Raw genomic sequence first — 21,226 nt, 5'->3', positions numbered from 1 at the left:
AATTTAGAATTTGTGTGACAATTTTACAATTTTATGGGGACAGTCCCCACTTTCACGCTTTAGCGTGGTGGGGGGACTGCCCCTTTTACACATTTACACATAAAAAAGAGAGCACTCCTGAGGAATGCTCTCTTCTTTATGATCCATAGTAATAATAATAGTTAGCTGCTTTTTTATCTCGGTCATTGAGTACTGCGCCTAAGAATCTTGCGCGGGCTGGTTTTAATAATTCAATTGCTTTTTGTGCTGCTTCGTATTCTGTTGCTTTACTACGAACGACTAGGAATGATGCATCACATTGATTCGCTAGGATTTGTGCATCTGTTACCGCAAGTACTGGTGGTGCATCGAATAACACTATATCATAGAACTGTTTGACGTCTTCGATGAATTTTTCCATCTTTTTCGAACCAAGTAATTCAGACGGATTCGGTGGAATTGGTCCACTACCGATTACATCTAATCCTTCAACATCGGTATTGTTAATCGCATCGGGAATCGATGTATCACCAACAAGAATATTACTCAGACCTTTTAAATTATCAAAACGGAATGTGTAATGAAGGGTTGGTTTTCTTAAATCTCCATCAACTAAGAGAACTTTTTTCCCTTGTTGTGCATAAACAACGGCAAGATTCGAGATAGTAGATGTTTTTCCTTCGGATGGGCCAGATGATGTCACGAGTAATGTTTGCACATTATCATCGACGGATGCGAATTGCATGTTCGTACGTAATGTACGGTACTGCTCAGAGATTGGCGACTTTGGATTTAGTTTTGTTATCAGGTGTCGCATTTTTGATACGGTTGCTTGTTGTCTTTTGCGTCGTGCCATCCTTATACCCCCTTTTGCCTTCTAGTTGCTACTGCTTGGTTCGCTTGTCCTTGTCTAATTACATCGGACTCGTCCATATGGCTGATAGTACCAAGGACTGGAACGTTTAAGCGTTTCAAGATATCTTCTTCTGATTTCAATGTATTATCCAAGTATTCTAGTAAAAATGCTAGTCCAACACCGACCATTGCACCAAGTACAATCGCAATTGCAATGTTTAGTTGTTTGTTCGGACTTACTGGAGATGGGTTCGCTGGTGTTACGGCTGGTGATAATACTTGTACATTATCGACGTTCATTAAGACTGGAACTTCTTTTTGGAATACTGCTACCGTGGTGTTTGCAATCTTAGTTGCTAATTCTGGGTCTGGGTCTGTTACGGTTACGTTAACGACTTGAGAAGAATCTGGGCTAGCTACATTAATTTTTTCTTTTAATGCGCCAACGGTTAAATCAAGGTTTAATTCTTTGATGACCGCATCAAGAATTCTTGGACTGCGGATAATTTCGCTATACGTATTAATAAGTTCCACGTTTAAACGGACATCGTTCACACTGTACTGTGCATTTGGATCCGTATTTTGTTGGTTAACGATAAACTGTGTACCTGATTGGTAGTTGGGTGTTAAGACGAAAAAACTGATAATAGCACTAATAATTGCAGCAATAACGACTAACGAGATGATTAGTTTCATCCGTTTTTTAATGACTTCGAATATCTCTTTTAGGGAGATCGTTTCCTCCATTTGGTTACCTCCAATAAGTTGTATATAGTTTCTATATCTTCTGTTGTTATAAGTAAAATGGTCCTGTCAAGTTATTTACATACAAACGACATTATATCATAAATATAGTTTCATAAACACGAATTTTGTAAAGTTTTGTAGAAAATGGAGTGAAAGGGGACAGTCCCCCACTACGCTAAAAGCGTTAAAGTGGGGACTGTCCCCCTTTTTCGATCATGTCATGAACTTTGGCGATTTCTTCTTCTGGTACAACGTAGTAGTAGATGCCACCAATCGATGTTCCTTGTCCCTCCATCATATAGCTGACGGAGTTTTTCGTTACATTTTTATAGTTGAGGACTAGGTCTTTCATCACATCAAAGTCCATATTTGTTTCCATATTGTTTCCTAATACATCGACCATGTCACCAATTTTATTCACAGATGCGAGGCTTGCACCTTTTTTAATAATGGCTTGAATCACTTGGCGCTGTCTTTCGGTACGACCGAAGTCACCTCTTGGGTCTTGTTTACGCATGCGCACGTAACCCATCGTATGCTCCCCATCTAACTGTAAGTCACCTGGAGCATAGTGAAAACCAGAAGCTTCCCAATCCAGCTTATTCTGTACGGTAATTCCACCGATCGCATCAACCATGTCAGCTAATCCTTCCATATTCATGGACACATAGTAATCAAGCTCGATGTCTAGGAAGTTTTCCACTGTATTAATCGCCATATCTGCGCCACCAAATGCATAGGCATGGTTGACCTTATCGTGATGGCCACGACCAACGATTTCCACATACGTATCACGTGGAATACTGATCATTTGCATCGTGTCATTTTTCGGATTGACCGACAGCACGATTAACGTATCCGATCGACCACTGTCATATTCCCGTTTATCAATTCCCATTAACAGAATGTTGAGTGGCTCATTACTGCCAATTTTTCCTTTACTAATATCGACATCAATCGCCTCAACTGGTTTATGCATTTTCACATTTACTGTTTCTTTTAAGTTGTTATAAATCGATAATCCGTAAGCCCCTACCCCAATGATGATGATTCCGATTACGATTAGCGTAATCTTTAAGCCTTTTCTGTTTTTCTTCGGTTTGTCCTGTCTTCTAGAACGCTTTTCTGTAGTCATTCAACTTCCCCACCCTATTTATAATATGAAGCATAGGTTTCTTTTCTAGTTGTTGTCTATAGTTTATGTCATTATAGTCTGGCCTAGTCGATAAGACCTATAATTCCTAACCACATAATCATACTAGTTTCTCAGTCATATTGAAAGTGACTTTTTGTGAATTTTTTTGTCGGGTTATGACTTTTATTGTAGCGGTTGTTGGGAGGGATTGCTAGTGTGGGGGTGTTTAGTGGGGGACTGTCCCCCACTACGCTAAAGTGTTAAAGTGGGGACTGTCCCTCTTTTACTCAACACCTTTTTTGGGTCTTGTTTCTCTACTGTATATTTTATAAGCTCTGCTTGGTCTTTAAAGTAACTTAATGTCTTTTCAACTGTAAGGAATGGGATTTGTGTTTGTCCTAAGTAGGCTGGGTAGCTACTCCATTTATATGCTTCTGGGCTTTTTACTATATTGGCTTCCAATGGGTTTAAGTGAATATATTGACTGGCTTTCAAGAAGTATTCATCATCTAGTACATGCTTCGCATGAAACCTCCCTTGAAAGACATGACCAGATAGATCATATTTGCGATTAAAGGTAATGGCATAATTTGTGTGGATGAACTTGATAATTTTCGTTGGGGTTGTCTTTATTGGTTCTAGTAACAGATGAATGTGGTTTGGCATGAGGCAGTACGCATGGAGATGAAATTGCTCCCTCTCCTTTATGTCCGTGAGTAATTCGAGGTATGTTTCATAATCTTTATTCTCGTAGAATAATGTATCTTTCCGATTTCCTCTCGCAGTAATATGATAAGTTGCGCCTGGTATCCAGTTGCGATGTTTTCTTGCCACAGTTAAGACCTCCTAATGTTTTTGCGGCTAGTTTATGATGGTTTGAGGTTTATTGCAAGTTGGGGAAATTTTGTTTTGGGGTGTTGATGAGATGGGAAAGTGCGAATGTGGATGCAGGATTTGGTGGTTTTGGTGGGGGAGATGATGGTGGTAATAGTGTTTTATAAGTGTGTGTGGGGACAGTCCCCCTTCGCAAACAGAACACTAAAACGCTATAATTATGTCATAATTAAGTAATAGTAGGGGGGATTAAGTTATTATGAACATGGAGTCTTATGAGAATAATTTAGGGAAGTTAGAGTTATACCAAAAACTAGCTGAAGGTGAAGCCCAAATAAAAAACGGGAAAGAATTAATTGATGGTCAGACAGTCTTAGAAGATATAAAGAAAATGTGTGAGGATAAGTGAGTTTGGGGGACAGTCCCTCTGTGAATTGCTTCACAGAGGGACTGTCCCCCACTATTCCTCACCGCATCCGCGGATCCTGTAAATCCCGCACCGCATTACTCAACATATAAAACCCAAGTACCAACAATGTAATAACTACCCCTGGCGCATACGTATACCACGGCGCACTCACCATATATGACTGCGAATCCTTCAGCATCCTTCCCCAACTCGGATCAGGTGGTTGCACACCCAAACCAAGATAGCTAAGCCCCGCTTCCGCAAGCATTGCAACCGCAAAGGCAATTGATGCGGCAACTATTAATGGCGATGCCACATTTGGCAATATATGTTTGAACATTATCTTCCACGAGGACAATCCCGTCAGCCTTGCAGCTTGCACATACTCTAGGTCCTTACTTTGCAAGAATCCACTCCTGGCAATACGCGCAATTCCCGGTATCGCCATTAACCCTAGTGCAATGGAGGTGTTCAGCATACCTGTTCCAAACACTGCGACAAGCATCAATGCCAATATAATTCCTGGAAATGCCATGAGTGCATCAATCACTCGCATTATAATTTCATCAATCCAGCCTCCGAAGTAACCAGCAACTCCGCCGATAATTATGCCGAATGTCATTCCGATGCTGACGGATACGACTCCAACGAAGAAGGCGGTTTGCGTTCCGACCATGATGCGACTGAAAATATCACGGCCAAATTCATCAGTCCCGAACCAATGCGCAGAACTTGGGGGTTGTAGTTTGTTGGCTACTTCCATTTCATTCACGTCATATGGGGTATAGAAGAAGCTCACCACCATGATGACGAGAAACGCCAATAGGATGAGACTGCCAAGCAAAAGGTTAATATTTTTTCCATAGTTTCGAACTCTCATACGCCTTCCCCTAACCTAACCGAATGCGAGGATCGAGCACCGCATAAAGCATGTCGATAATAAAATTAATAAGGACAACCACAATCGTTATGTACATAATAATCCCTTGCACGAGCGGGAAATCCCGGTAACTAATCGAAGTAACGAGCAAGCTTCCGAACCCTGGCAGGCCAAAAACTTGTTCGACAATAATTGTTCCTGCAACAACCTCGGCAAAGATAAGACCGAACACAGTAAGAATCGGAATCATTGCGTTTCTCAGCACATGTTTGTACATCACCGCTCGCTCGAGAATCCCTTTACTCCGGAGAGTCCGCACGTAATCAAGTTGCAACTGCTCCAAAATCGTGTTGCGGATATACCGGAACGACACAGCGATTTGTGGAATTGCAATCGTGAGTGCTGGCAAGATTAATGAGCCGAGTGCACCGGTGATACTTTCCGACCATGGGACATATCCTGTCACCGAGAAAAACGAAAACGTCATGCCGAGATAAAGCATAAGTAGCATTCCAAGCCAGAAGGATGGAATTGCCATGCCCACTTGGGTTAAGGATGAAAACATTAAGTCACTAAAACTATTTTGCCTTCTCGCGACGAAAATCCCGAGTGGAATCGCGATGAGTACGACAATGATGACGGAAAGCACCGCAAGACTTAAGGTGACAGGGAGCCGGTCGGTAATTAATTCTGCTACCGGCCGGGAGAAGCGAATCGATTGTCCCATGTCACCTGTCACGACGCCTTGCACCCAACTGAAATATTGCTCATGTAATGGTCGGTCGAGCCCGAGTTCTTTTTCCAATGCTTGAACTCGCGCCTCGTCTGCCTCTGGTCCAAGCATAATCCGAATTGGATCACCTGGAATCACTTGGAAAACTGCGAACGTAATGAGCGACACCAGTACTAAGGTGACCAACAGCAATATAAACCTGCGAATAAAATATGCCATGACGACAAGTCCCTTCTACTCGGTGTAACGCACTTCCTCTAAGTCATGGAAGAAATATGGATATGTTTTATATCCTTCAAGTTCTGGATTGAGCGCCCAAATAATTTGATAATCCGCCAAGTACACCGCCGCTGCTTCTTCACTCAAAATTTCCTGCGCACGGCCATACAATTCGTTTTGACGGTCTGCATCTTGCTCGACAATCACATCTTGCATTAGTTCATCAAATTCTGCATTTTCAAAGTTGAAGAAGTTATTCCCTGCACCACTAATGTAACGTTTGATCGTTTCATAAGGTGATAGCTCTCCAGTAAAGTCAATGACCGTCATATCATAGTCTCGGCCTTGATAAATACGCTCGAGCCAAACACCCCACTCCACAACTTCAATCTCTACATCAATACCAATATCTTTTAAGTTCTCCACAATAACTTGCGCCACATTCGTGTACATGCCCGCATGGGAAGAAATCGATAATGTCGTTTGGAAACCGTTCGGATAACCCGCTTCCGCTAATAAATCCTTCGCTTTAGCGACATCGCGTGCATATGCATCTTCCAAACCTTCCTTATATACATCCGCCATCGCTGGACTCATATTCGAACCAATTTTCGTCGCATAGCCAGAAAAAGTTGCCTCGATGATATCGTCTTTATTCACCGCATAATTTATCGCTTGACGAACACGAATGTCGTTAAATGGCTCGCGGTCATGGTTGAATCCAACGAGTAATACCGAGTTACTATCTTGATATGTTAAGTTAAATTGATCTTCTACCTCAGGCACACGATGTGCCCCAACCGCAACTAAATCAATTTGTCCAGACTGTAACGAAAGTAGAGCCGTTTGATCATCTGGTTGGAATACGAATGTTACCTTATCTAAATAAGGAAGACCTTCTTTCCAATAATTTTCGTTTTTCACGACAACCATATTGTTCTCTGGGCTATAGTTTTCATATTGGAAAGGCCCCGTCCCAATTGGATTCTCATTATGTTTCCCATCATTACTTTTTGGCAAGATTGCCGAGTTTAACGCTGTTAAATACGTAAGAAAAGCTGAGTTTGGTTCTTTCAATTTAATCACAAATGTATTTTCATCTGGTGTTTCTAACGCGTCAATATTTTCAAAATTCGACGATAATGGCTCCCCTGTATGAGTCCCCATCAATCGCTCAAAACTATACTGAATATCTTCGACCGTCAGCGGGTCCCCGTTATGGAACGTCACCCCTTCACGAATGTCAAACGTATACGTCAGCCCATCTTCCGAGATATCATACTCCTCCGCAAGCGCGGGCTTCAAGGAACCATCCGTATCACCAACAAGTAAGCCATCAAAAATATTGAGGATCACTTGATACGTGATCGATGCCTCAGCCATATGTGGGTCAAGGAAATCCGGATCATTATTAATCCGCACACTAATCTCCTGACTCCCCCCATCACTCGCAGCACCATTATTATTATCATTATCCTTGTCCGAGCAAGCGCTCAACCCAATCGCAACAATTATTAAAAAGGAAACCCCCATCAAAAACTTAAACCAACTATTCATATCAAAACTCCTTCACAAAAGTTTCTAATCAATATGTAACCCCTACTACCACTACAAGTATATTTCACCTAATGAAACGTTAGCATAAATATTTAAAAATTTACAAATGTAAAGTCATGTGTGGTGACTAACTAAGAATTTAGTAATAATCTAATAAAAATTTTAGCAATGTCCTCCCCTAATATGATGCAGAAATATGTTTATTCCACTGAGCGGCCAGAATACATGGAGACTCCAATGGGAGGATAGGCACAGGTGAGACCCCATGATGCACCTGCGTCTTCTAGTATCGCTACGGAGTATATTCCTCGGTGCAAGGCAGCAAAGAAGCAAGTCCAAGTAGTAGCCTGGCTCACCGGCCGCCCATGGAAAGCGGAATGTATTCTGGCCGCGGACCCGGCAAGAAAAAACAACTTGCTTAACATTTTGACACCGTTTCCAACAAAAACAAACAAAGCTATTCCTCATTATACCCTAAATTCGTTATAATGTTATTATCAATGCCTAAAAATACTAGATTACTAGCAGGCAAAACAAGGAGGTTCACCATGAGCAACCTAACACAACCTTCCACTAACGATAATACTGAAAAACTACTAGAAGTTAAAGGACTAAAAACATATTTTTTTCCATCTAAAAACAAAGTCGCCAAAGCAGTCGATGACGTCTCTTTCACCATCCATAAAGGAGAAACCGTCGCACTCGTTGGCGAATCTGGAAGTGGAAAAAGTGTCACCTCCTTATCGATCATGCAACTCATCCCCTCACCACCTGGGGAAATTATCGAAGGATCGATTAAACTTGAGGGCAAAGAACTATTAACGTTAACGACAAAAGAAATGAACAACGTACGCGGCAAGGATATCGGGATGATCTTTCAAGAACCGATGACATCCTTAGACCCCGTCTTTACAATAGGAAGTCAATTAATCGAATCCATTCGAAAACATAAAAAAACAAGCAAAAAAGAAGCGCATAACATTGGCGTTAATTTACTGAAAATGGTCGGCTTTTCCCGTGCGGAAGAAATGATGAAAGAATACCCCCATCAACTATCTGGCGGGATGCGCCAACGTGTCATGATTGCGATTGCCATGGCTTGTGAGCCTAAGTTACTCATTGCCGATGAACCGACGACAGCTCTCGACGTAACGATCCAAGCGCAAATTCTTGATGTGATGAAAGATATGAAAGAAAAATTCGGATCCTCCGTTTTGCTCATTACCCATGATATGGGCGTCGTAGCTGAGGTCGCGGACCGGGTGCTTGTTATGTACGGCGGGCAAATCGTCGAAGAAGCACCGATGCGGAAGATTTTTAAAGAAACGAAACATCCATATACGAAAGGGCTTTTAGCGAGCATTCCCGATATCGACAAAGATGTCGATCGGCTCGACGCCATAGCGGGGACAGTCCCCCCTGCCCATGCGTTTCCGGATGGATGTCGTTTTCGTGATCGCTGCCCATTTGCGATGGATATTTGTAAGCGAGAAAATCCAGAACTGTTAGAACTAGAGGACGGGCATTACGTCCGCTGCCATTTATATGAAGGAGGTCATGACGATGCCTGAGGAACGGGAAACATTAGTTGAAGTTTGTAGATTGAAGAAATATTTCCCGGTTCGGGGCGGTGTGTTGAAAAGGCCTACCGGCTATGTAAAGGCAGTAGACGATGTTTCTTTTTCTGTGTACAAAGGAGAAACCCTTGGGATTGTCGGAGAATCTGGTTCAGGGAAATCCACGATGGCGCGGACATTACTTCGTTTAATAGAGCCTACAGAAGGAAATATCCTTTTTGACGGGGAAGATTTAGTTGGGATGACGAAGAGTGAATTACGTGCTGCCCGCAAGAACATGCAAATGGTGTTCCAAGATCCGTTTTCCTCCCTCAACCCACGGTTCAAGGTTAGTAAAATTATTGAAGAACCATTAGTCGCACAGGGGAATTTTTCAAAAGCAGAGCGGCGTGAAAAAGTAGTTTCCTTACTCAAAAAAGTTGGACTTGGTGCTGATGCATTGGACAAATTCCCACATGAATTTTCCGGTGGTCAACGACAACGTATCGGTATCGCCCGAGCACTCGCTATGAATCCGAAGTTCATTATTGGCGATGAGCCAGTTTCTGCCCTGGACGTTTCTGTACAGGCACAGGTGCTCAATTTGATGAAGGATTTACAGGATGAATTTGGGCTCACTTACTTGTTTATCGCACACGACTTAAGTGTTGTGAAGCATATTAGTGACCGAGTTGGAGTTATGTATCTCGGAAGACTAGTTGAGATTGGGCCGAAAAAAGCGATTTACGAAGAGCCGCTTCATCCGTATACACGAGCACTGTTGTCCGCAGTTCCAAGTACAAACGTCGATGCAAAGCGTGAACGGATTGTATTAAAAGGCGAGCCACCAAACCCAGCAAATCCACCAACAGGCTGTCCATTCCACACCCGGTGCCCACTAGCACACGAGCGTTGTATGGTAGAACGTCCAGAATTAGTGGATCAAGGTAATGGGCATTATGTTGCTTGTCATTTGTATGAGTGATTTTTTTAAAAGGGGGACAGTCCCCCACTACGCTAAAGCGTTAAAGTGGGGACTGTCCCCTTGATAAGAGCTAATTTTCAATAATGATAAGACTATTAATTTCTCTTTTTCTCTTTTGTCTTTTTTAAAAACAGATATATAAGGAAAAAGGCTATGAAAATACCAATCCCCATTAAGGTGGCTTGACGCAAATCTTGTGTTGTAAACGTTATAAATATAAATACAATAGCTCCTACGATAAAAGAAGAATACCAACGGTCCATCTTATCTCTCCTTTCAGTGGTTTTAAGGGACTGTCCCCCCTAAATAATAAATCCACTATATACCATTCCAATATTAATGACGATATGAAAAATAATACTCGGATAGATACTATTTGTTTTCAGTGTAATTAATGCGTAAATTACTCCTGCAACTGAAATTAACAAACTAAGCGAAATGGAAAAACCAATTACGAGATGGAGAAGTCCAAAACCAACACTTGTTGTGATTACTGCATAGCCAGTAGATGTGTGTTCTTTAAGAGCCGAAAGTAAAATCCCTCGCCAAATCACTTCCTCGAATACCGCATTAATAAGTGAAAAAGCGATACAGAACAATAATAGTTGCTGAAGATACTCCACATCCTTTTGGACAATAAAAGACATATAGATAATTACATTAACTACGATTCCAATCAGCCAAAACCAAAATGTATTAATTTTATGAAACGGTAAGACAATCGGATTTTTCCAATTCGGTTTTTCGTTGTACCAATAAACTTTTTTATTAAAGAAGTGATGGTTAAGTGCGATTCCTATAATGATAAAAACAAGGAAAAGGCGATTAAGAATGACTTCAATTTCCTTTGAAACATTCATCGTTTCAACGAAATCATTAGCAACCATAAATAGGACAAAACCGGTTAGAAACGCTAAAGGTAGTGATATAACGAATCGTTTCTCTTTATTAACAAATAAAAATATCAATAAACCTATAAAGACAAATATGGAAAAAACTACTTGTTGGTAGGATATAGAAATAATCCCTACAAAAAATAAAGTCGCAAGCATAGTCAACAACAAACAAATTCCCCATTTCTTACTAATGTACATATGTATGGTGCTCTCTCCCAATTAATGGGGATTTTTTCTTACTTCATAAATATTATAACACTTATCAAATTCTAAATTATTAAAATAAGTACCTCTTAGGGGGGACAGTCCCCCCTTCTTCCCACCATTTAAAATTTCCCAGTGACAGCTCCTTTTTTGCAATATATACTTATCCTATAAATTATGAGATTGGCATATGAAGTGTAATGATCAAATAAACAAAGGTCCAAGTTTACGAGTGGACTAACTATGGGGGAAAACATCATGAATCAATTTTTCAAAAAGAAATCCAATTTACTAGTTGTCTTCGTAGCATTACTTGTTGGGGCAGGAATTACTATTTTTTCACTTAAAGACGCTAGCAATTTAGAGGCTTCTGGGGTTATTGACACCCCACTTGAAAAAGAAGAACAACCAGAAAAGGGAAAAGAAGAAAGTCCTATTGAAAAAGAGAAAAAAACTTCAACTGAAGAAAAAGATGACAAAGCAGACGACGAGGAAAAGAAAACTCCAAAAGATAATAATCCGAAAAAAGAAGAAAGCGAGAAACCAAAAATTAACGAAACACCAGTTACACATAAAGATTATCAAACAACAACTGAATTGAACTTACGAACAGGTCCTTCTCCAGATAATAAAAAAATTGTGGCCATTCCAAAAGGGAAAAACGTGACCCATATTGCAACTTCTGGGCACTGGTATAAAGTGCAGTATGGCAAACACACTGGGTATGTAAATAGTGGTTATCTAGAAGAAGTAGGAACAGTTGATACGTCAAAAGAGAAGTCTTCCAAATCAACGAATTCAGAAGCAAAGCAACCGACTAAAGCGACCTATGTGCAAGGGATTTTAATTGCGAATAAAAAGTATCCCCTCCCAGCTAATTATGCACCAGGGGAGAGCAAGGAAGCGCGCAACGCATTCAATAAAATGGCAGCAGCTGCCAAGAAAGATGGGATTGGTTTAGTGGCTTTTAGCACATACCGTTCTTATGCGACGCAACAATCGACCTATGATTATTGGGTAAGCAAAGATGGTCAATCAGCAGCAGACCGCTATAGTGCTAAACCAGGGACATCGGAACATCAAACTGGATTAGCGTTTGACATTCATGAAACAGGGAAATATGACACCCGCTTCGAGGAATCAGATGGGACGAGGTGGATGGCGGAAAACGCCCATACATTCGGATTTATCGTTCGCTATCCAAAAGGAAAAGAACATATTACCGGCTATATGTACGAACCATGGCATTTGCGTTATCTTGGCGTAGATATCGCTACGAAAGTTTTTAATAGTGGTTTGACATTAGAAGAATATTTAGGGATACAATAATTGAGGGACCTTCCTTCTCTATGTGAAATTGCTAGAGTGGGAAGGTCCCTTTTATTTTGTCGCAAGTCTACTGTTCAGCAAATAATGCCTCCAGTTTCTCTCGCAAAGGCTTCATCTCATCCTCCACAATCATGTCTAATGCTGGGTTTTCGTCCTCAAAATAAATTTTCCCTTGATGAGCACTATTAAATAACATTTCCGCTGCCATTAACAACTCATAATAGCTCGCTTCTAGTTCCTTATCTTCCGGTATAATCCGGCGCAAGAGATTCACTCCACCATTTACTTTATCGTAATATAATTTAGCATCTTCCGTAGAATTACCTTCATAAATAGCGATTAACTCCGCAGAATCAGTTAACAAGTTCCCGACGACAGACTGGATTTTACTATGGTAATCCTCCGCATCTCGTTTGTTCACTTCCGCTTCATTTTCTCTTACAGCCGTTCCGGTATCCTTATCAATTTTTTCCTCAGGAATGATAAATCCTCGGAAAACAAGTGGATGATCCGTGTAAATCTCACATAACCCGTCTTCACACCCGATCACACGCACTTCATGATTGGAAATTTCTTCGATATTAATATTATACTTCGTTAATTTAGCGAAGTTTCTCAAGGAGATATCATCCAGCTTCTCTTGATTATTTTCATCAGCAGATTGCTTCCATTCTAATGCATCTTTTTTCGATAAAAATAGCTCCTCGGTGAAATCGGTTAAGTTATAATAATGCCCGGCAATAACTTCTGTTTCCTCTTGTGGATTCGGATTGATAATGTCCTCGTAGGCTAATGTTTTCTCTACAATCGGAAACAGTGGAAATTCCCAGTGGGTACGGCATTCATTGAATGTATAATGACCCCGCTCAACCGTTTTCGCTACCGAGCTACATTGTTGTGGTGCATTGTAAAACACTTCCTGAACAGTCAATTTGGACTCGTCAAAATACGTTAAATCAGGGGTGACGTCAATCCAAGCTTGGTTCGCATTTTCATCATATCTTGATTGCAATTCATAAATGAGTACCCCTTCTGGCACATACTTTACGACCCGAATTTGGCTCTCATTATCTTCACCATTTGCCCCGGAATTCTCAGCAAATTGTTCCAAGATCTCCACGTTATACAATGCTTCATCTTTAAAAACAACGTCTGTTTCCTTCGGGATAAATTCCTTTATTTCTTTTTCTGGTTCATCTATTTGTTGATTCGATTCTTCTGGTTGAGAATTTTCATTATTGTTCGCTTCGTTATTTTCCTCCGTTGTCCCACACCCAATGAGTAGCAAGAACAACCCTGTCATAAGAAATAATTTACTTCGAAAAAAAGCCATCATCTCCACCTTCTTTGGAATTTAGATTTTTGAATGAACTCCATATGTTAACAGTAATCGTTTTTTTCGTGGATTACAAGGAGAAAAAGGGGGACAGTCCCCCGCCACGCTAAAGCGTTAAAGCGGGGACTGTCCCCCTCCCTCTACTTCTTAATTACCAATTTCTCAAACCCATCTTCCATAAATTCTTCAATATAACTTTCTTCAATTTCCGTTATTCTAAGGAATCTGCTTTCTGGGTCATCATTGCGCAAATGCTTCTCTCTTTCATAATCCCTCTCTGCCAACTTGATTGGTAGTGTCTCCCAAAACGTATAACTATCATATTCCTCTGCAAGTTGATGGATCTCATCTTCCACTTCCGGTTTGAGGAAATACAAATCAAGCAATTTATCATATTGAATTTCCTCGAGACCCATTTTATATGCTGACTCCAGGATATACTGATAAATCTCGTCATAAGATTCGATTGCCTCATCACGGGGAGAGTTAGCCAGCCAATTACCCGCCTCTGCAATTCTAATTAATTGCTGCATTTGTTTTTTAGTGAAGTTTACTTTCATTGGTTAATTCCTTTCTGAAGGTTTTATGATCATTATGAACTGCTGGTAATAGTGTAATTCATATGGAGGGTTGAAGTCTAATAAGAGGGGGACAGATGGGGGCCTTTTTTATTCTTCTTTTTAAATAGGATACAGGGTAAGATGAGGTTTGGGGCTGGGCCATTCTTCATTTTAACTGGGGTTAACAGGTAAAATGAGGTTTGGCGCTTGGCCATTTTTCATTTCGGCCTGGATTAACAGGTAAAATGAGGTTTGGCACTTGGCCATTCTTCATTTTGGCCTGGATTAACAGGTAAAATGAGGTTTAGCGCTTGCCCATTCTTCATTTCAACCCGAATTAACAAGCAAAATGATATTTGGCACTTCCCCATTCTTCATTTCAACCACGATTACAACACAAAATGATGTTTGGCCCACTCCCATTCTTTATTTCAACCACGATTACAACACAAAATGATGTTTGGCGCTTGCCCATTCTTCATTTCAACCACGATTACTACCCAAAATGATGTTTGGCCCACTCCCATTCTTCATTTCAACCACGATTACAACCCAAAATGATGTTTAACGCGCCACCCATTCATCATTTCAACCTAATACATCACATAAAATGAACCATAGAATATAAAAAACAAAAAAAGTACAGTCCCCCACCTCACTCAAAGCGTTAAATCCAGGACTGCCCCCTCCTTCTACTTCATCCTCTCGGGCAATGCGTGGATTGACTCGATCAACGCATTTAGTTTTCCTTCGATCCGGTGCAATAAGTAAAACGTCACCGCTATTGGGAAGCCAAGCTCTGTGATGAGTGAAATCCAACTTTCTTCCATGCCTCTCACCTCCTAAAAGTTAAAGTTATAAGAAAAGGTTGCGATGGATTCCACCGCAACCTCCTCGGACTACACTAATTCAATATCTTCTGAGTAGCGCTCGACGACACGTGCGCTATGCTTAGCAACTAAGTCGCCTCCACTAGATGTGAAAGCATTTTGTGCTAAGATGACATCCATTGCTGCTGTTACTGCAGCTGGATCAACAGGCTCGATTGGATTTTCAATCGAATAGGTGACAATTTTGCCATCTTCATTTTCAAACTTCAGTTCAAGAGCTTTCAACGTATTCCCTCCTTTCTTTTTATGATGGGGACTGCCCTCACTTTAACGCTTTAATGCGGCGGGGGACTGTCCCCCTACACTCCCCACTTAGTTATCATCCCTAATATCTGAGTTGTCGCGGCGTTCGATGTTGAAAAGTGGAAGTTGTTGCAATCCAGCAAATGCGGTTGCGATTTCGTACAATTGATCTGCGGTTGCTTCCGTTTTCACGTTGTTGAAGCTTTTTCCTTTATAAACAGGCTTTCCGCTTAATGGATCTGTCCCGTTATGGAACACTAGACGCAATGTAGAGCTAGTCATATCTGCTACTGCCATCCTGATCACCTCCTTTCACTAATACAATCGAAAGGGAGATCAAAAAGGGGGCATCTTATTTAAAATTTTTTATAAAATTTCCACCCACACCAAAAAACTCCCCAAAAACGATATCACCGCTTTTGGGGAGTCTCCAATTTAAACATATTAATCTCTACTAAACACATCACGTGTATACACTTTTTCTTTCACTGCTTTTAATTCATCTGACAAACGATTCGCTACGATGACATCACTGATTCCCTTAAACGCTTCAAATTCATGTACGACCCGTGAATCTAGGAATGTGTCGTCTGTTAAAGTTGGTTCATAAATGACCACTTCTACACCGCTCGCTTTAATTTGTTTCATCACATCAATAATGGCCGATTCACGGAAGTTATCCGATCCTTCTTTCATCGTTAATCGGTATAATCCAACGACTTTCGGATTTCGGGCGAGAATTTGCGCTGCAATATGATTCTTTCTCGTATCATTGGAATCGACAATGGCTTGAATCAAGTTATTCGGCACATCCGCAAAGTTGGCACGTAGCTGCTTCGTATCTTTAGGCAGGCAGTAGCCTCCATAACCAAATGATGGATTATTATAATGACCACCGATTCGAGGGTCAAGACCAATCCCATCAATAATCTGTTTCGTGTCTAATCCTTTCAACTCTGCATACGAGTCGAGTTCATTAAAGAACGATACGCGCATGGCTAGATACGTATTGGCAAACAGTTTAATGGCTTCCGCTTCTGTCGCATTTGTAAATAGGACAGGAATATCCTCTTTTAACGCTCCCTCGACTAATAGATCCGCAAATACTTTTGCCCGTTCGGATTGCTCGCCGACAATAATTCGAGATGGGTATAGATTATCATATAATGCTTTCCCTTCTCTTAAAAACTCCGGAGAGAAAATAATATTGTCTGCGTTAAATTTTTTGCTTACTTCATCGGTGTACCCAACAGGAATCGTTGATTTAATCACAATGGTTGCATTTGGATTAATTTTTAAGACGTCAGCAATAACACCTTCGACACTACTCGTATCAAAAAAGTCTTTTTCCGTATCATAATTCGTTGGTGTTGCGACTACGACATATTGTGCATCTTTGTACGCTACTTCGACATCCGTCGTTGCTTGCAAATTCAGTTTTTTCGTTCTCAAGTATACTTGAATTTCTTTATCCTCAATTGGAGAAATCTTATTATTTATCATGTCTACTTTTTCTGGAATAATATCCAGTGCCATAACGTCATGGTGTTGCGCTAAAAGAACAGCATTGGAAAGGCCGACATACCCTGTTCCAGCAATTGTAATTTTCATCTTTTCCCTACTTTCGTTACCAAAAATGAGCTAATACCATCATTATATTAAACAACTTTCGAATCTACAAATGGTTGCCCTAATCCCAAAAGTAAAAAGAAACATAAATCCACAATTTTCACGCTAAATTAGGGTGTAAGAATCGACGGAATATGATACACTATGAAGAAGAATTTTTTACCAATTGTGGGGTGAGGCGATGAAGAAAGTAATCACATATGGCACTTTCGATTTACTCCATATTGGACATGTCAATATTCTTCGACGTGCGAAAGAACTGGGAGATTATTTAATTGTTGGTGTTTCAACCGATGAATTCAACCAGTTGAAAAATAAAGAGGCACAGTACAGCTTTGAAGAGCGCAAAGTAATTCTCGAATCGATTCGTTATGTCGATCAAGTCATCCCTGAATACTCTTGGGAACAGAAGATTGAAGATATTAAAAAATATAATATTAGCACCTTCGTCATGGGAGATGACTGGGAAGGCAAGTTTGACGAGTTAAAAGCCTATTGTTCCGTCATCTACTTACCAAGAACAGAAGGAATTTCGACAACAATTATAAAGAATACATTAAAAAGTGAAACTTAATGGCCAAGAATTTCGTCTAATTATGGTAGTTGGGAAATCTATCAAATTTCTATGAAAATAGGATGTTCAAATGAAACGTTCTGTTGTAGAATAAAAAAGGTTTATCAAATTATGATAAGGAAGGGAACACTTGCAATGAAAAAGCAAAAAGACGCGAGAACCCGAATGGAAAAAAGACAAACAACTAAAAAATCAAAAAAAATATATTTTATCTTAGCACCTTTTATCATTTTACTACTAGTTGGTGGAGGATTTCTCATTAACTTCTATACAACTGCAGACGAAGTCATCTCCAATGCATATGAAGATGATGGTAGAGAAAAATCTAACTTGAGGGAAACAAGAGTAAATCCGAAAGAAGATAATATTTCGATCTTAATCATCGGTGTCGATGAAAGTGAACACCGTGCGAATGATGGTTATTCCCGTTCGGATACGTTAATCCTTGCGACATTGAATAAAAAGGATAAAAGTGTCAAATTAGTAAGCATTCCGAGAGATTCTTACGTGTATATTCCTGAGGTTGGTTACAACGATAAAATTAACCATGCCCATGCATTCGGTGGACCGAAAGCAACGATTGAAACGGTGGAACAATTATTAGATGTTCCCGTTGATTACTATGTGAAATTAAACTTCCATGCGTTTACTGAAGTAGTGGATGTTATCGGTGGAATTACGGCTGAAGTTCCATATGAATTATGGGAGTCCGATTCTAATGATAAGAAAAATGCGATTCACTTATTACCTGGTGAACAATTACTAAACGGTGAGCAAGCACTAGCATTAGCTCGTACGAGAAAATATGACAGTGACATTGAGCGTGGAAAACGTCAAATGGAAATTGTCAAAGCAACGATTAAAAAATCACTACAAGCAAACAACATTTTAAAACTAGATAATGTGATCGAAGCCGTTGGATCCAATATGACAACCAATATGTCGTTTAGTGATATGAAAAGTCTTGTAAGCTATGTAACTAGTGGTGGAAATCTGGACTTTGAAACTATGACTCTAGCTGGTGAAAGTTACATGCCTGCAAGTATTTGGTATTGGAAATTAGATGAATTAGCATTAGAAGAAACAAAAGAAACATTAAAAGAACATTTAGAAGTGAAAACGACTTTAACAGATTCTAGTACACACTCGTTAGATACAGCGAGTGGCGTAGAATAAATAATGTAACTTAAGTCTGCTATCATTTGATGGCAGATTTTTTTGTTGTCATGTATATGAATTCGTTTTAAATCCAAGAATAACAAGACATGGATTTGTAGTTAACCATTCACTAATTCATAACGGTAGTATATGTAAATACAACATAAAAAACACCTCATTTAGGGAGGGAATCTTTTATGCCTGACAAAGATACACCACCAACTCGAAAAAAACGCCATACACGCAAATTCAAGAAGCGATTTCTACTCATTCCTTTATTAGCCATCATCCTCTTTGGTGTGTATTACTTCGTCTCTCTTTATAACACAGCCAATCAAATTGTTACCGACTCCTACGAAGATGCAGGGCGAGATAAATCGGATCTTCGTGATCAAGCAGTCGACCCGAATATCCACAATGTTTCTGTCTTAATTATTGGGGTAGACACGAGTGAACATCGGAAAGACCAAGGAAACCCACGATCAGACACATTAATGTTAGCGACATTAAATCAGAAGGAAAAAAGCGTCAAGCTTGTTAGTATTCCACGGGACTCCTATGTCTATATCCCAGAGGTCGGATATGAAACAAAAATTAACCATGCCCACGCCTATGGGGGCGTAAAAGCAACGATTGATACGGTGGAGAATTTATTTGATATTCCAGTCGATTATTTCGTGAAGATGAATTTTGAAGCATTTGTCGATGTCGTGGACGCAATCGACGGAATAAAAGTGAATGTTCCATATGAGTTTTACGAATCAAATTCCCAAGACGTAAAAGGCGCCATTCATCTAATGCCAGGTGAACAAACATTAAATGGTGAAGAAGCATTAGCATTAGCTCGTACGAGAAAATTGGATAATGATATCGAACGAGGAAAAAGACAACAGGAAATTATTAAAGCCATCGTGAAAAAATCTGTCTCTCTTGGGTCATTTTTCAAATTAGACAATGTCATCCAAGCCGTCGGTGGCAACATGACAACGAACATGACGTTTGATGAAATGAAAAGCTTTGTCTCTTATGGAATTGGAGGAAATGAACTGGATATTGAAACGTACACATTAGTTGGCTACGATTCTCAGCCGGCAGGTATTTTCTATTATATGTTGGATCAGGCGGCGCTGGAGGAAACAAAGGCGATGTTGAGAGCGCATTTGGAGTTATAGAGGTCGGGACAAAACTATTTCTCACAAGGATAAATTCGAATATTAAAGTAAGCGCATCTAACCCGCCCCGGAAATATACTGCGCTTTCACTTTCGAGTACAGGGGCGACATCCGCTCGAAAGAACCATCGCGGTGTCTACCTTGCCGCAGGCGGCTGGTGAGCCTCCTCAGAGCTGTCGCTCTTGAGGGGTCTCACCGATGCCTTTCCTCCCACAAGACAAGGAACGCTTCGTCAGCGATACATCGCACGCAGAAAAAGCGTTCTTCTTTTTCAAGGAGTCTCCGTATATTTCCGGGGCTAGTGTGGTGATTGTTCGTAATTTACTGCCTTTATTAAAATTATGTCACAACCTCATGTACTTGTATCATATATGTACTTTTTATTAATCCAAACCATCCTCTGTTTCAGCAGGAGATGAATTATTCTCTTCTTCTAATGGAGGTTGTTGTTCCTCTTCTTCCTCAACAGGGGGTTTTTGTTCACCTTTTTCATCTTCCGGTTCTGTATTGTCTACTGGTGGTGTTTCAGGTTTGTTCGTATCTGGCTTCGTGGGCTTATTCGAAGGATTTTCACCTTTGTTTTCGCTACCCTTACCGTCATCTTCTTTAACATTCGTTCCATCATTAGACGATTCCTTTTTATTAGAAGTGTTACCCGTATTTTTATCGGTCTTCTTTTCTGGCTCATTTTGTCCTGTTGTTCTCATACTTTCTGAATCAGTTTGAGTTGGTTCTTTATTTGACGCTTCATTTGAAGAATTTATAGTAGAATTTACGTTATGATTTTTATTGTTATCCTGTTGAATCGTCGTTGCTGGAATTGATGTATCCTTTGTATCAGCGTCTTCCATTTCTTCTAAAGGATCATCTTCATCTTGAATTTCTTCCTCGATAGTAGCTGGTTCATCTTTTTCCTCTATTTCAAGAACAGCATCTTCATGATTATTTTCCTCTTCATTATCTAATGCAGGATCTTGTTCCTGACTATCATTCGAACTTTCTTTTATTTGATCAGACTGTTTACTTACCATAGTTTCTTCAGGCTGGTTCGTTAAACTGTTAATTACCCAGAACCCTCCGCCAAGTAAAGGCAGTACTAATAAGACTGATGCGATTAGGCCAATCGTCTCTCTTTTAACTTCCAAGTTATCCCCCCTAATCCTATCTCTAGTTTAACTATAGTATAAATTCCCCATCATGTGAATAATTTCCCATGTTTTCTTCGTGTAAATGATGCAAAATTCTACTATTTACGACTTTTTTCTTAGTAGAAGCATCTATGATAGTTCTAGGTATTTACTCCGCTAAATTGCTCATGCTAATCCTAAGTTATATTTTAGGAGTGG

Annotated in this window: 23 protein-coding genes; 7 read left to right on the top strand and 16 right to left on the bottom strand. The window is 40.1% G+C overall.

Annotated features, from left to right (window positions below):
- Positions 1-136: 136 nt before the first annotated feature.
- The 4 genes from IEV35_RS03015 to IEV35_RS03000 form a co-directional block, all read right to left on the bottom strand.
- The gene (locus IEV35_RS03015; RefSeq protein ID WP_188383210.1) at positions 137-835 is read right to left on the bottom strand and encodes a CpsD/CapB family tyrosine-protein kinase; all 699 of its coding nucleotides are present in this window, start codon (positions 833-835) and stop codon (positions 137-139) included.
- A 2-nt stretch (positions 836-837) separates the two neighbouring features.
- Positions 838-1,581, bottom strand: coding sequence for a YveK family protein (locus IEV35_RS03010; protein WP_188383209.1), 744 nt, complete (start codon positions 1,579-1,581; stop codon positions 838-840).
- A 184-nt stretch (positions 1,582-1,765) separates the two neighbouring features.
- Complete coding sequence (locus IEV35_RS03005) at positions 1,766-2,716, bottom strand: LCP family glycopolymer transferase (RefSeq protein WP_188383208.1); 951 nt, start codon at positions 2,714-2,716, stop codon at positions 1,766-1,768.
- Positions 2,717-2,968: 252 nt separating this feature from the next.
- Entirely contained in the window at positions 2,969-3,550 is a 582-nt protein-coding gene (locus IEV35_RS03000; protein WP_229740620.1) for an REP-associated tyrosine transposase, read from the bottom strand.
- Positions 3,551-3,815: 265 nt separating this feature from the next.
- Here IEV35_RS03000 and IEV35_RS02995 point away from each other — a divergent pair, with 265 nt between their 5' ends.
- Positions 3,816-3,959: a hypothetical protein gene (locus tag IEV35_RS02995; RefSeq protein ID WP_229740619.1), complete on the top strand. Its 144-nt coding sequence runs from the start codon at positions 3,816-3,818 to the stop codon at positions 3,957-3,959.
- A 58-nt stretch (positions 3,960-4,017) separates the two neighbouring features.
- Here IEV35_RS02995 and IEV35_RS02990 read toward each other — a convergent pair whose 3' ends face one another.
- From IEV35_RS02990 to IEV35_RS02980, 3 genes are read right to left on the bottom strand one after another with little or no spacing between them, the layout of a single operon-like run.
- Entirely contained in the window at positions 4,018-4,839 is an 822-nt protein-coding gene (locus IEV35_RS02990; protein WP_188383206.1) for an ABC transporter permease, read from the bottom strand.
- Between the two features lie 10 nt (positions 4,840-4,849).
- The gene (locus IEV35_RS02985) at positions 4,850-5,791 is read right to left on the bottom strand and encodes an ABC transporter permease (protein ID WP_188383205.1); all 942 of its coding nucleotides are present in this window, start codon (positions 5,789-5,791) and stop codon (positions 4,850-4,852) included.
- 15 nt (positions 5,792-5,806) lie between these two features.
- On the bottom strand, positions 5,807-7,348 hold the full coding sequence (locus tag IEV35_RS02980; protein WP_188383204.1) for an ABC transporter substrate-binding protein: 1,542 nt from the start codon (positions 7,346-7,348) through the stop codon (positions 5,807-5,809).
- 548 nt (positions 7,349-7,896) lie between these two features.
- Between IEV35_RS02980 and IEV35_RS02975 the strand changes: the two genes are divergently transcribed.
- On the top strand, positions 7,897-8,919 hold the full coding sequence (locus tag IEV35_RS02975) for an ABC transporter ATP-binding protein (protein ID WP_188383203.1): 1,023 nt from the start codon (positions 7,897-7,899) through the stop codon (positions 8,917-8,919).
- Complete coding sequence (locus IEV35_RS02970; protein WP_308419759.1) at positions 8,912-9,889, top strand: ABC transporter ATP-binding protein; 978 nt, start codon at positions 8,912-8,914, stop codon at positions 9,887-9,889. The genes IEV35_RS02975 and IEV35_RS02970 overlap by 8 nt, the downstream gene beginning before the upstream one ends.
- A 95-nt stretch (positions 9,890-9,984) precedes the next feature.
- Here the strand turns inward: IEV35_RS02970 and IEV35_RS02965 are convergent, their stop codons facing one another.
- Positions 9,985-10,152, bottom strand: a complete 168-nt coding sequence (locus IEV35_RS02965; RefSeq protein ID WP_188383202.1) for a hypothetical protein — start codon at positions 10,150-10,152, stop codon at positions 9,985-9,987.
- A 39-nt stretch (positions 10,153-10,191) separates the two neighbouring features.
- Positions 10,192-10,983, bottom strand: coding sequence for a CPBP family intramembrane glutamic endopeptidase (locus IEV35_RS02960; RefSeq protein WP_229740618.1), 792 nt, complete (start codon positions 10,981-10,983; stop codon positions 10,192-10,194).
- Positions 10,984-11,247: 264 nt separating this feature from the next.
- Here IEV35_RS02960 and IEV35_RS20050 point away from each other — a divergent pair, with 264 nt between their 5' ends.
- On the top strand, positions 11,248-12,318 hold the full coding sequence (locus IEV35_RS20050) for a D-alanyl-D-alanine carboxypeptidase family protein (RefSeq protein WP_229740617.1): 1,071 nt from the start codon (positions 11,248-11,250) through the stop codon (positions 12,316-12,318).
- A gap of 67 nt (positions 12,319-12,385) precedes the next feature.
- On the opposite strand, the gene IEV35_RS02950 is transcribed toward IEV35_RS20050, so the two are convergent.
- The 6 genes from IEV35_RS02950 to IEV35_RS02925 all read right to left on the bottom strand — a co-directional run bounded on the left by IEV35_RS02950 (position 12,386) and on the right by IEV35_RS02925 (position 16,958).
- Positions 12,386-13,621: a hypothetical protein gene (locus IEV35_RS02950; RefSeq protein WP_188383200.1), complete on the bottom strand. Its 1,236-nt coding sequence runs from the start codon at positions 13,619-13,621 to the stop codon at positions 12,386-12,388.
- Positions 13,622-13,794: 173 nt separating this feature from the next.
- Positions 13,795-14,214, bottom strand: a complete 420-nt coding sequence (locus tag IEV35_RS02945; RefSeq protein ID WP_188383199.1) for a hypothetical protein — start codon at positions 14,212-14,214, stop codon at positions 13,795-13,797.
- Positions 14,215-14,906: 692 nt separating this feature from the next.
- Positions 14,907-15,044, bottom strand: a complete 138-nt coding sequence (locus IEV35_RS02940) for a YvrJ family protein (protein ID WP_188383198.1) — start codon at positions 15,042-15,044, stop codon at positions 14,907-14,909.
- Between the two features lie 69 nt (positions 15,045-15,113).
- A complete protein-coding gene (locus IEV35_RS02935; RefSeq protein ID WP_188383197.1) occupies positions 15,114-15,329 on the bottom strand; it encodes a DUF2922 domain-containing protein in 216 nt (71 codons plus the stop codon).
- A gap of 87 nt (positions 15,330-15,416) precedes the next feature.
- Positions 15,417-15,644, bottom strand: a complete 228-nt coding sequence (locus tag IEV35_RS02930) for a DUF1659 domain-containing protein (RefSeq protein ID WP_188383196.1) — start codon at positions 15,642-15,644, stop codon at positions 15,417-15,419.
- Positions 15,645-15,791: 147 nt separating this feature from the next.
- Complete coding sequence (locus tag IEV35_RS02925; RefSeq protein WP_188383195.1) at positions 15,792-16,958, bottom strand: nucleotide sugar dehydrogenase; 1,167 nt, start codon at positions 16,956-16,958, stop codon at positions 15,792-15,794.
- 199 nt (positions 16,959-17,157) lie between these two features.
- Here IEV35_RS02925 and tagD point away from each other — a divergent pair, with 199 nt between their 5' ends.
- The 3 genes from tagD (at position 17,158) to IEV35_RS02910 (ending at position 19,880) form a co-directional block, all read left to right on the top strand.
- A complete protein-coding gene (gene tagD / locus IEV35_RS02920) occupies positions 17,158-17,550 on the top strand; it encodes a glycerol-3-phosphate cytidylyltransferase (protein ID WP_188383194.1) in 393 nt (130 codons plus the stop codon).
- A gap of 135 nt (positions 17,551-17,685) precedes the next feature.
- Entirely contained in the window at positions 17,686-18,726 is a 1,041-nt protein-coding gene (locus IEV35_RS02915) for an LCP family protein (RefSeq protein WP_188383193.1), read from the top strand.
- Positions 18,727-18,905: 179 nt separating this feature from the next.
- A complete protein-coding gene (locus IEV35_RS02910) occupies positions 18,906-19,880 on the top strand; it encodes an LCP family protein (protein ID WP_188383192.1) in 975 nt (324 codons plus the stop codon).
- Positions 19,881-20,263: 383 nt separating this feature from the next.
- On the opposite strand, the gene IEV35_RS02905 is transcribed toward IEV35_RS02910, so the two are convergent.
- The gene (locus tag IEV35_RS02905; protein ID WP_188383191.1) at positions 20,264-21,025 is read right to left on the bottom strand and encodes a hypothetical protein; all 762 of its coding nucleotides are present in this window, start codon (positions 21,023-21,025) and stop codon (positions 20,264-20,266) included.
- Between the last annotated feature and the right edge of the window lie 201 nt (positions 21,026-21,226).

Origin of the sequence: Ornithinibacillus halotolerans (genome assembly GCF_014637405.1) — a bacterium.
Classification (GTDB): Bacteria; Bacillota; Bacilli; order Bacillales; family Amphibacillaceae; genus Ornithinibacillus; species Ornithinibacillus halotolerans.
Note: the sequence above shows the minus strand (reverse complement) of the source record. Positions and strands in the feature narration are given on the sequence as shown.

Excerpts from the sequence above, each read along its gene's own strand:
- IEV35_RS20050 (WP_229740617.1), top strand. The coding sequence starts at position 11,248 with ATGAATCAATTTTTCAAAAAGAAATCCAATTTACTAGTTGTCTTCGTA.
- tagD (WP_188383194.1), top strand. The coding sequence starts at position 17,158 with ATGAAGAAAGTAATCACATATGGCACTTTCGATTTACTCCATATTGGA.
- IEV35_RS02945 (WP_188383199.1), bottom strand. The coding sequence starts at position 14,214 with ATGAAAGTAAACTTCACTAAAAAACAAATGCAGCAATTAATTAGAATT.
- IEV35_RS02980 (WP_188383204.1), bottom strand. The coding sequence starts at position 7,348 with ATGAATAGTTGGTTTAAGTTTTTGATGGGGGTTTCCTTTTTAATAATT.
- IEV35_RS02915 (WP_188383193.1), top strand. The coding sequence starts at position 17,686 with ATGAAAAAGCAAAAAGACGCGAGAACCCGAATGGAAAAAAGACAAACA.
- IEV35_RS02950 (WP_188383200.1), bottom strand. The coding sequence starts at position 13,621 with ATGACAGGGTTGTTCTTGCTACTCATTGGGTGTGGGACAACGGAGGAA.
- IEV35_RS02960 (WP_229740618.1), bottom strand. The coding sequence starts at position 10,983 with ATGTACATTAGTAAGAAATGGGGAATTTGTTTGTTGTTGACTATGCTT.
- IEV35_RS02925 (WP_188383195.1), bottom strand. The coding sequence starts at position 16,958 with ATGAAAATTACAATTGCTGGAACAGGGTATGTCGGCCTTTCCAATGCT.
- IEV35_RS02970 (WP_308419759.1), top strand. The coding sequence starts at position 8,912 with ATGCCTGAGGAACGGGAAACATTAGTTGAAGTTTGTAGATTGAAGAAA.
- IEV35_RS02940 (WP_188383198.1), bottom strand. The coding sequence starts at position 15,044 with ATGGAAGAAAGTTGGATTTCACTCATCACAGAGCTTGGCTTCCCAATA.
- IEV35_RS02930 (WP_188383196.1), bottom strand. The coding sequence starts at position 15,644 with ATGGCAGTAGCAGATATGACTAGCTCTACATTGCGTCTAGTGTTCCAT.
- IEV35_RS02995 (WP_229740619.1), top strand. The coding sequence starts at position 3,816 with ATGGAGTCTTATGAGAATAATTTAGGGAAGTTAGAGTTATACCAAAAA.
- IEV35_RS02985 (WP_188383205.1), bottom strand. The coding sequence starts at position 5,791 with ATGGCATATTTTATTCGCAGGTTTATATTGCTGTTGGTCACCTTAGTA.
- IEV35_RS03015 (WP_188383210.1), bottom strand. The coding sequence starts at position 835 with ATGGCACGACGCAAAAGACAACAAGCAACCGTATCAAAAATGCGACAC.
- IEV35_RS02910 (WP_188383192.1), top strand. The coding sequence starts at position 18,906 with ATGCCTGACAAAGATACACCACCAACTCGAAAAAAACGCCATACACGC.
- IEV35_RS02975 (WP_188383203.1), top strand. The coding sequence starts at position 7,897 with ATGAGCAACCTAACACAACCTTCCACTAACGATAATACTGAAAAACTA.
- IEV35_RS02990 (WP_188383206.1), bottom strand. The coding sequence starts at position 4,839 with ATGAGAGTTCGAAACTATGGAAAAAATATTAACCTTTTGCTTGGCAGT.
- IEV35_RS02965 (WP_188383202.1), bottom strand. The coding sequence starts at position 10,152 with ATGGACCGTTGGTATTCTTCTTTTATCGTAGGAGCTATTGTATTTATA.
- IEV35_RS03005 (WP_188383208.1), bottom strand. The coding sequence starts at position 2,716 with ATGACTACAGAAAAGCGTTCTAGAAGACAGGACAAACCGAAGAAAAAC.
- IEV35_RS03010 (WP_188383209.1), bottom strand. The coding sequence starts at position 1,581 with ATGGAGGAAACGATCTCCCTAAAAGAGATATTCGAAGTCATTAAAAAA.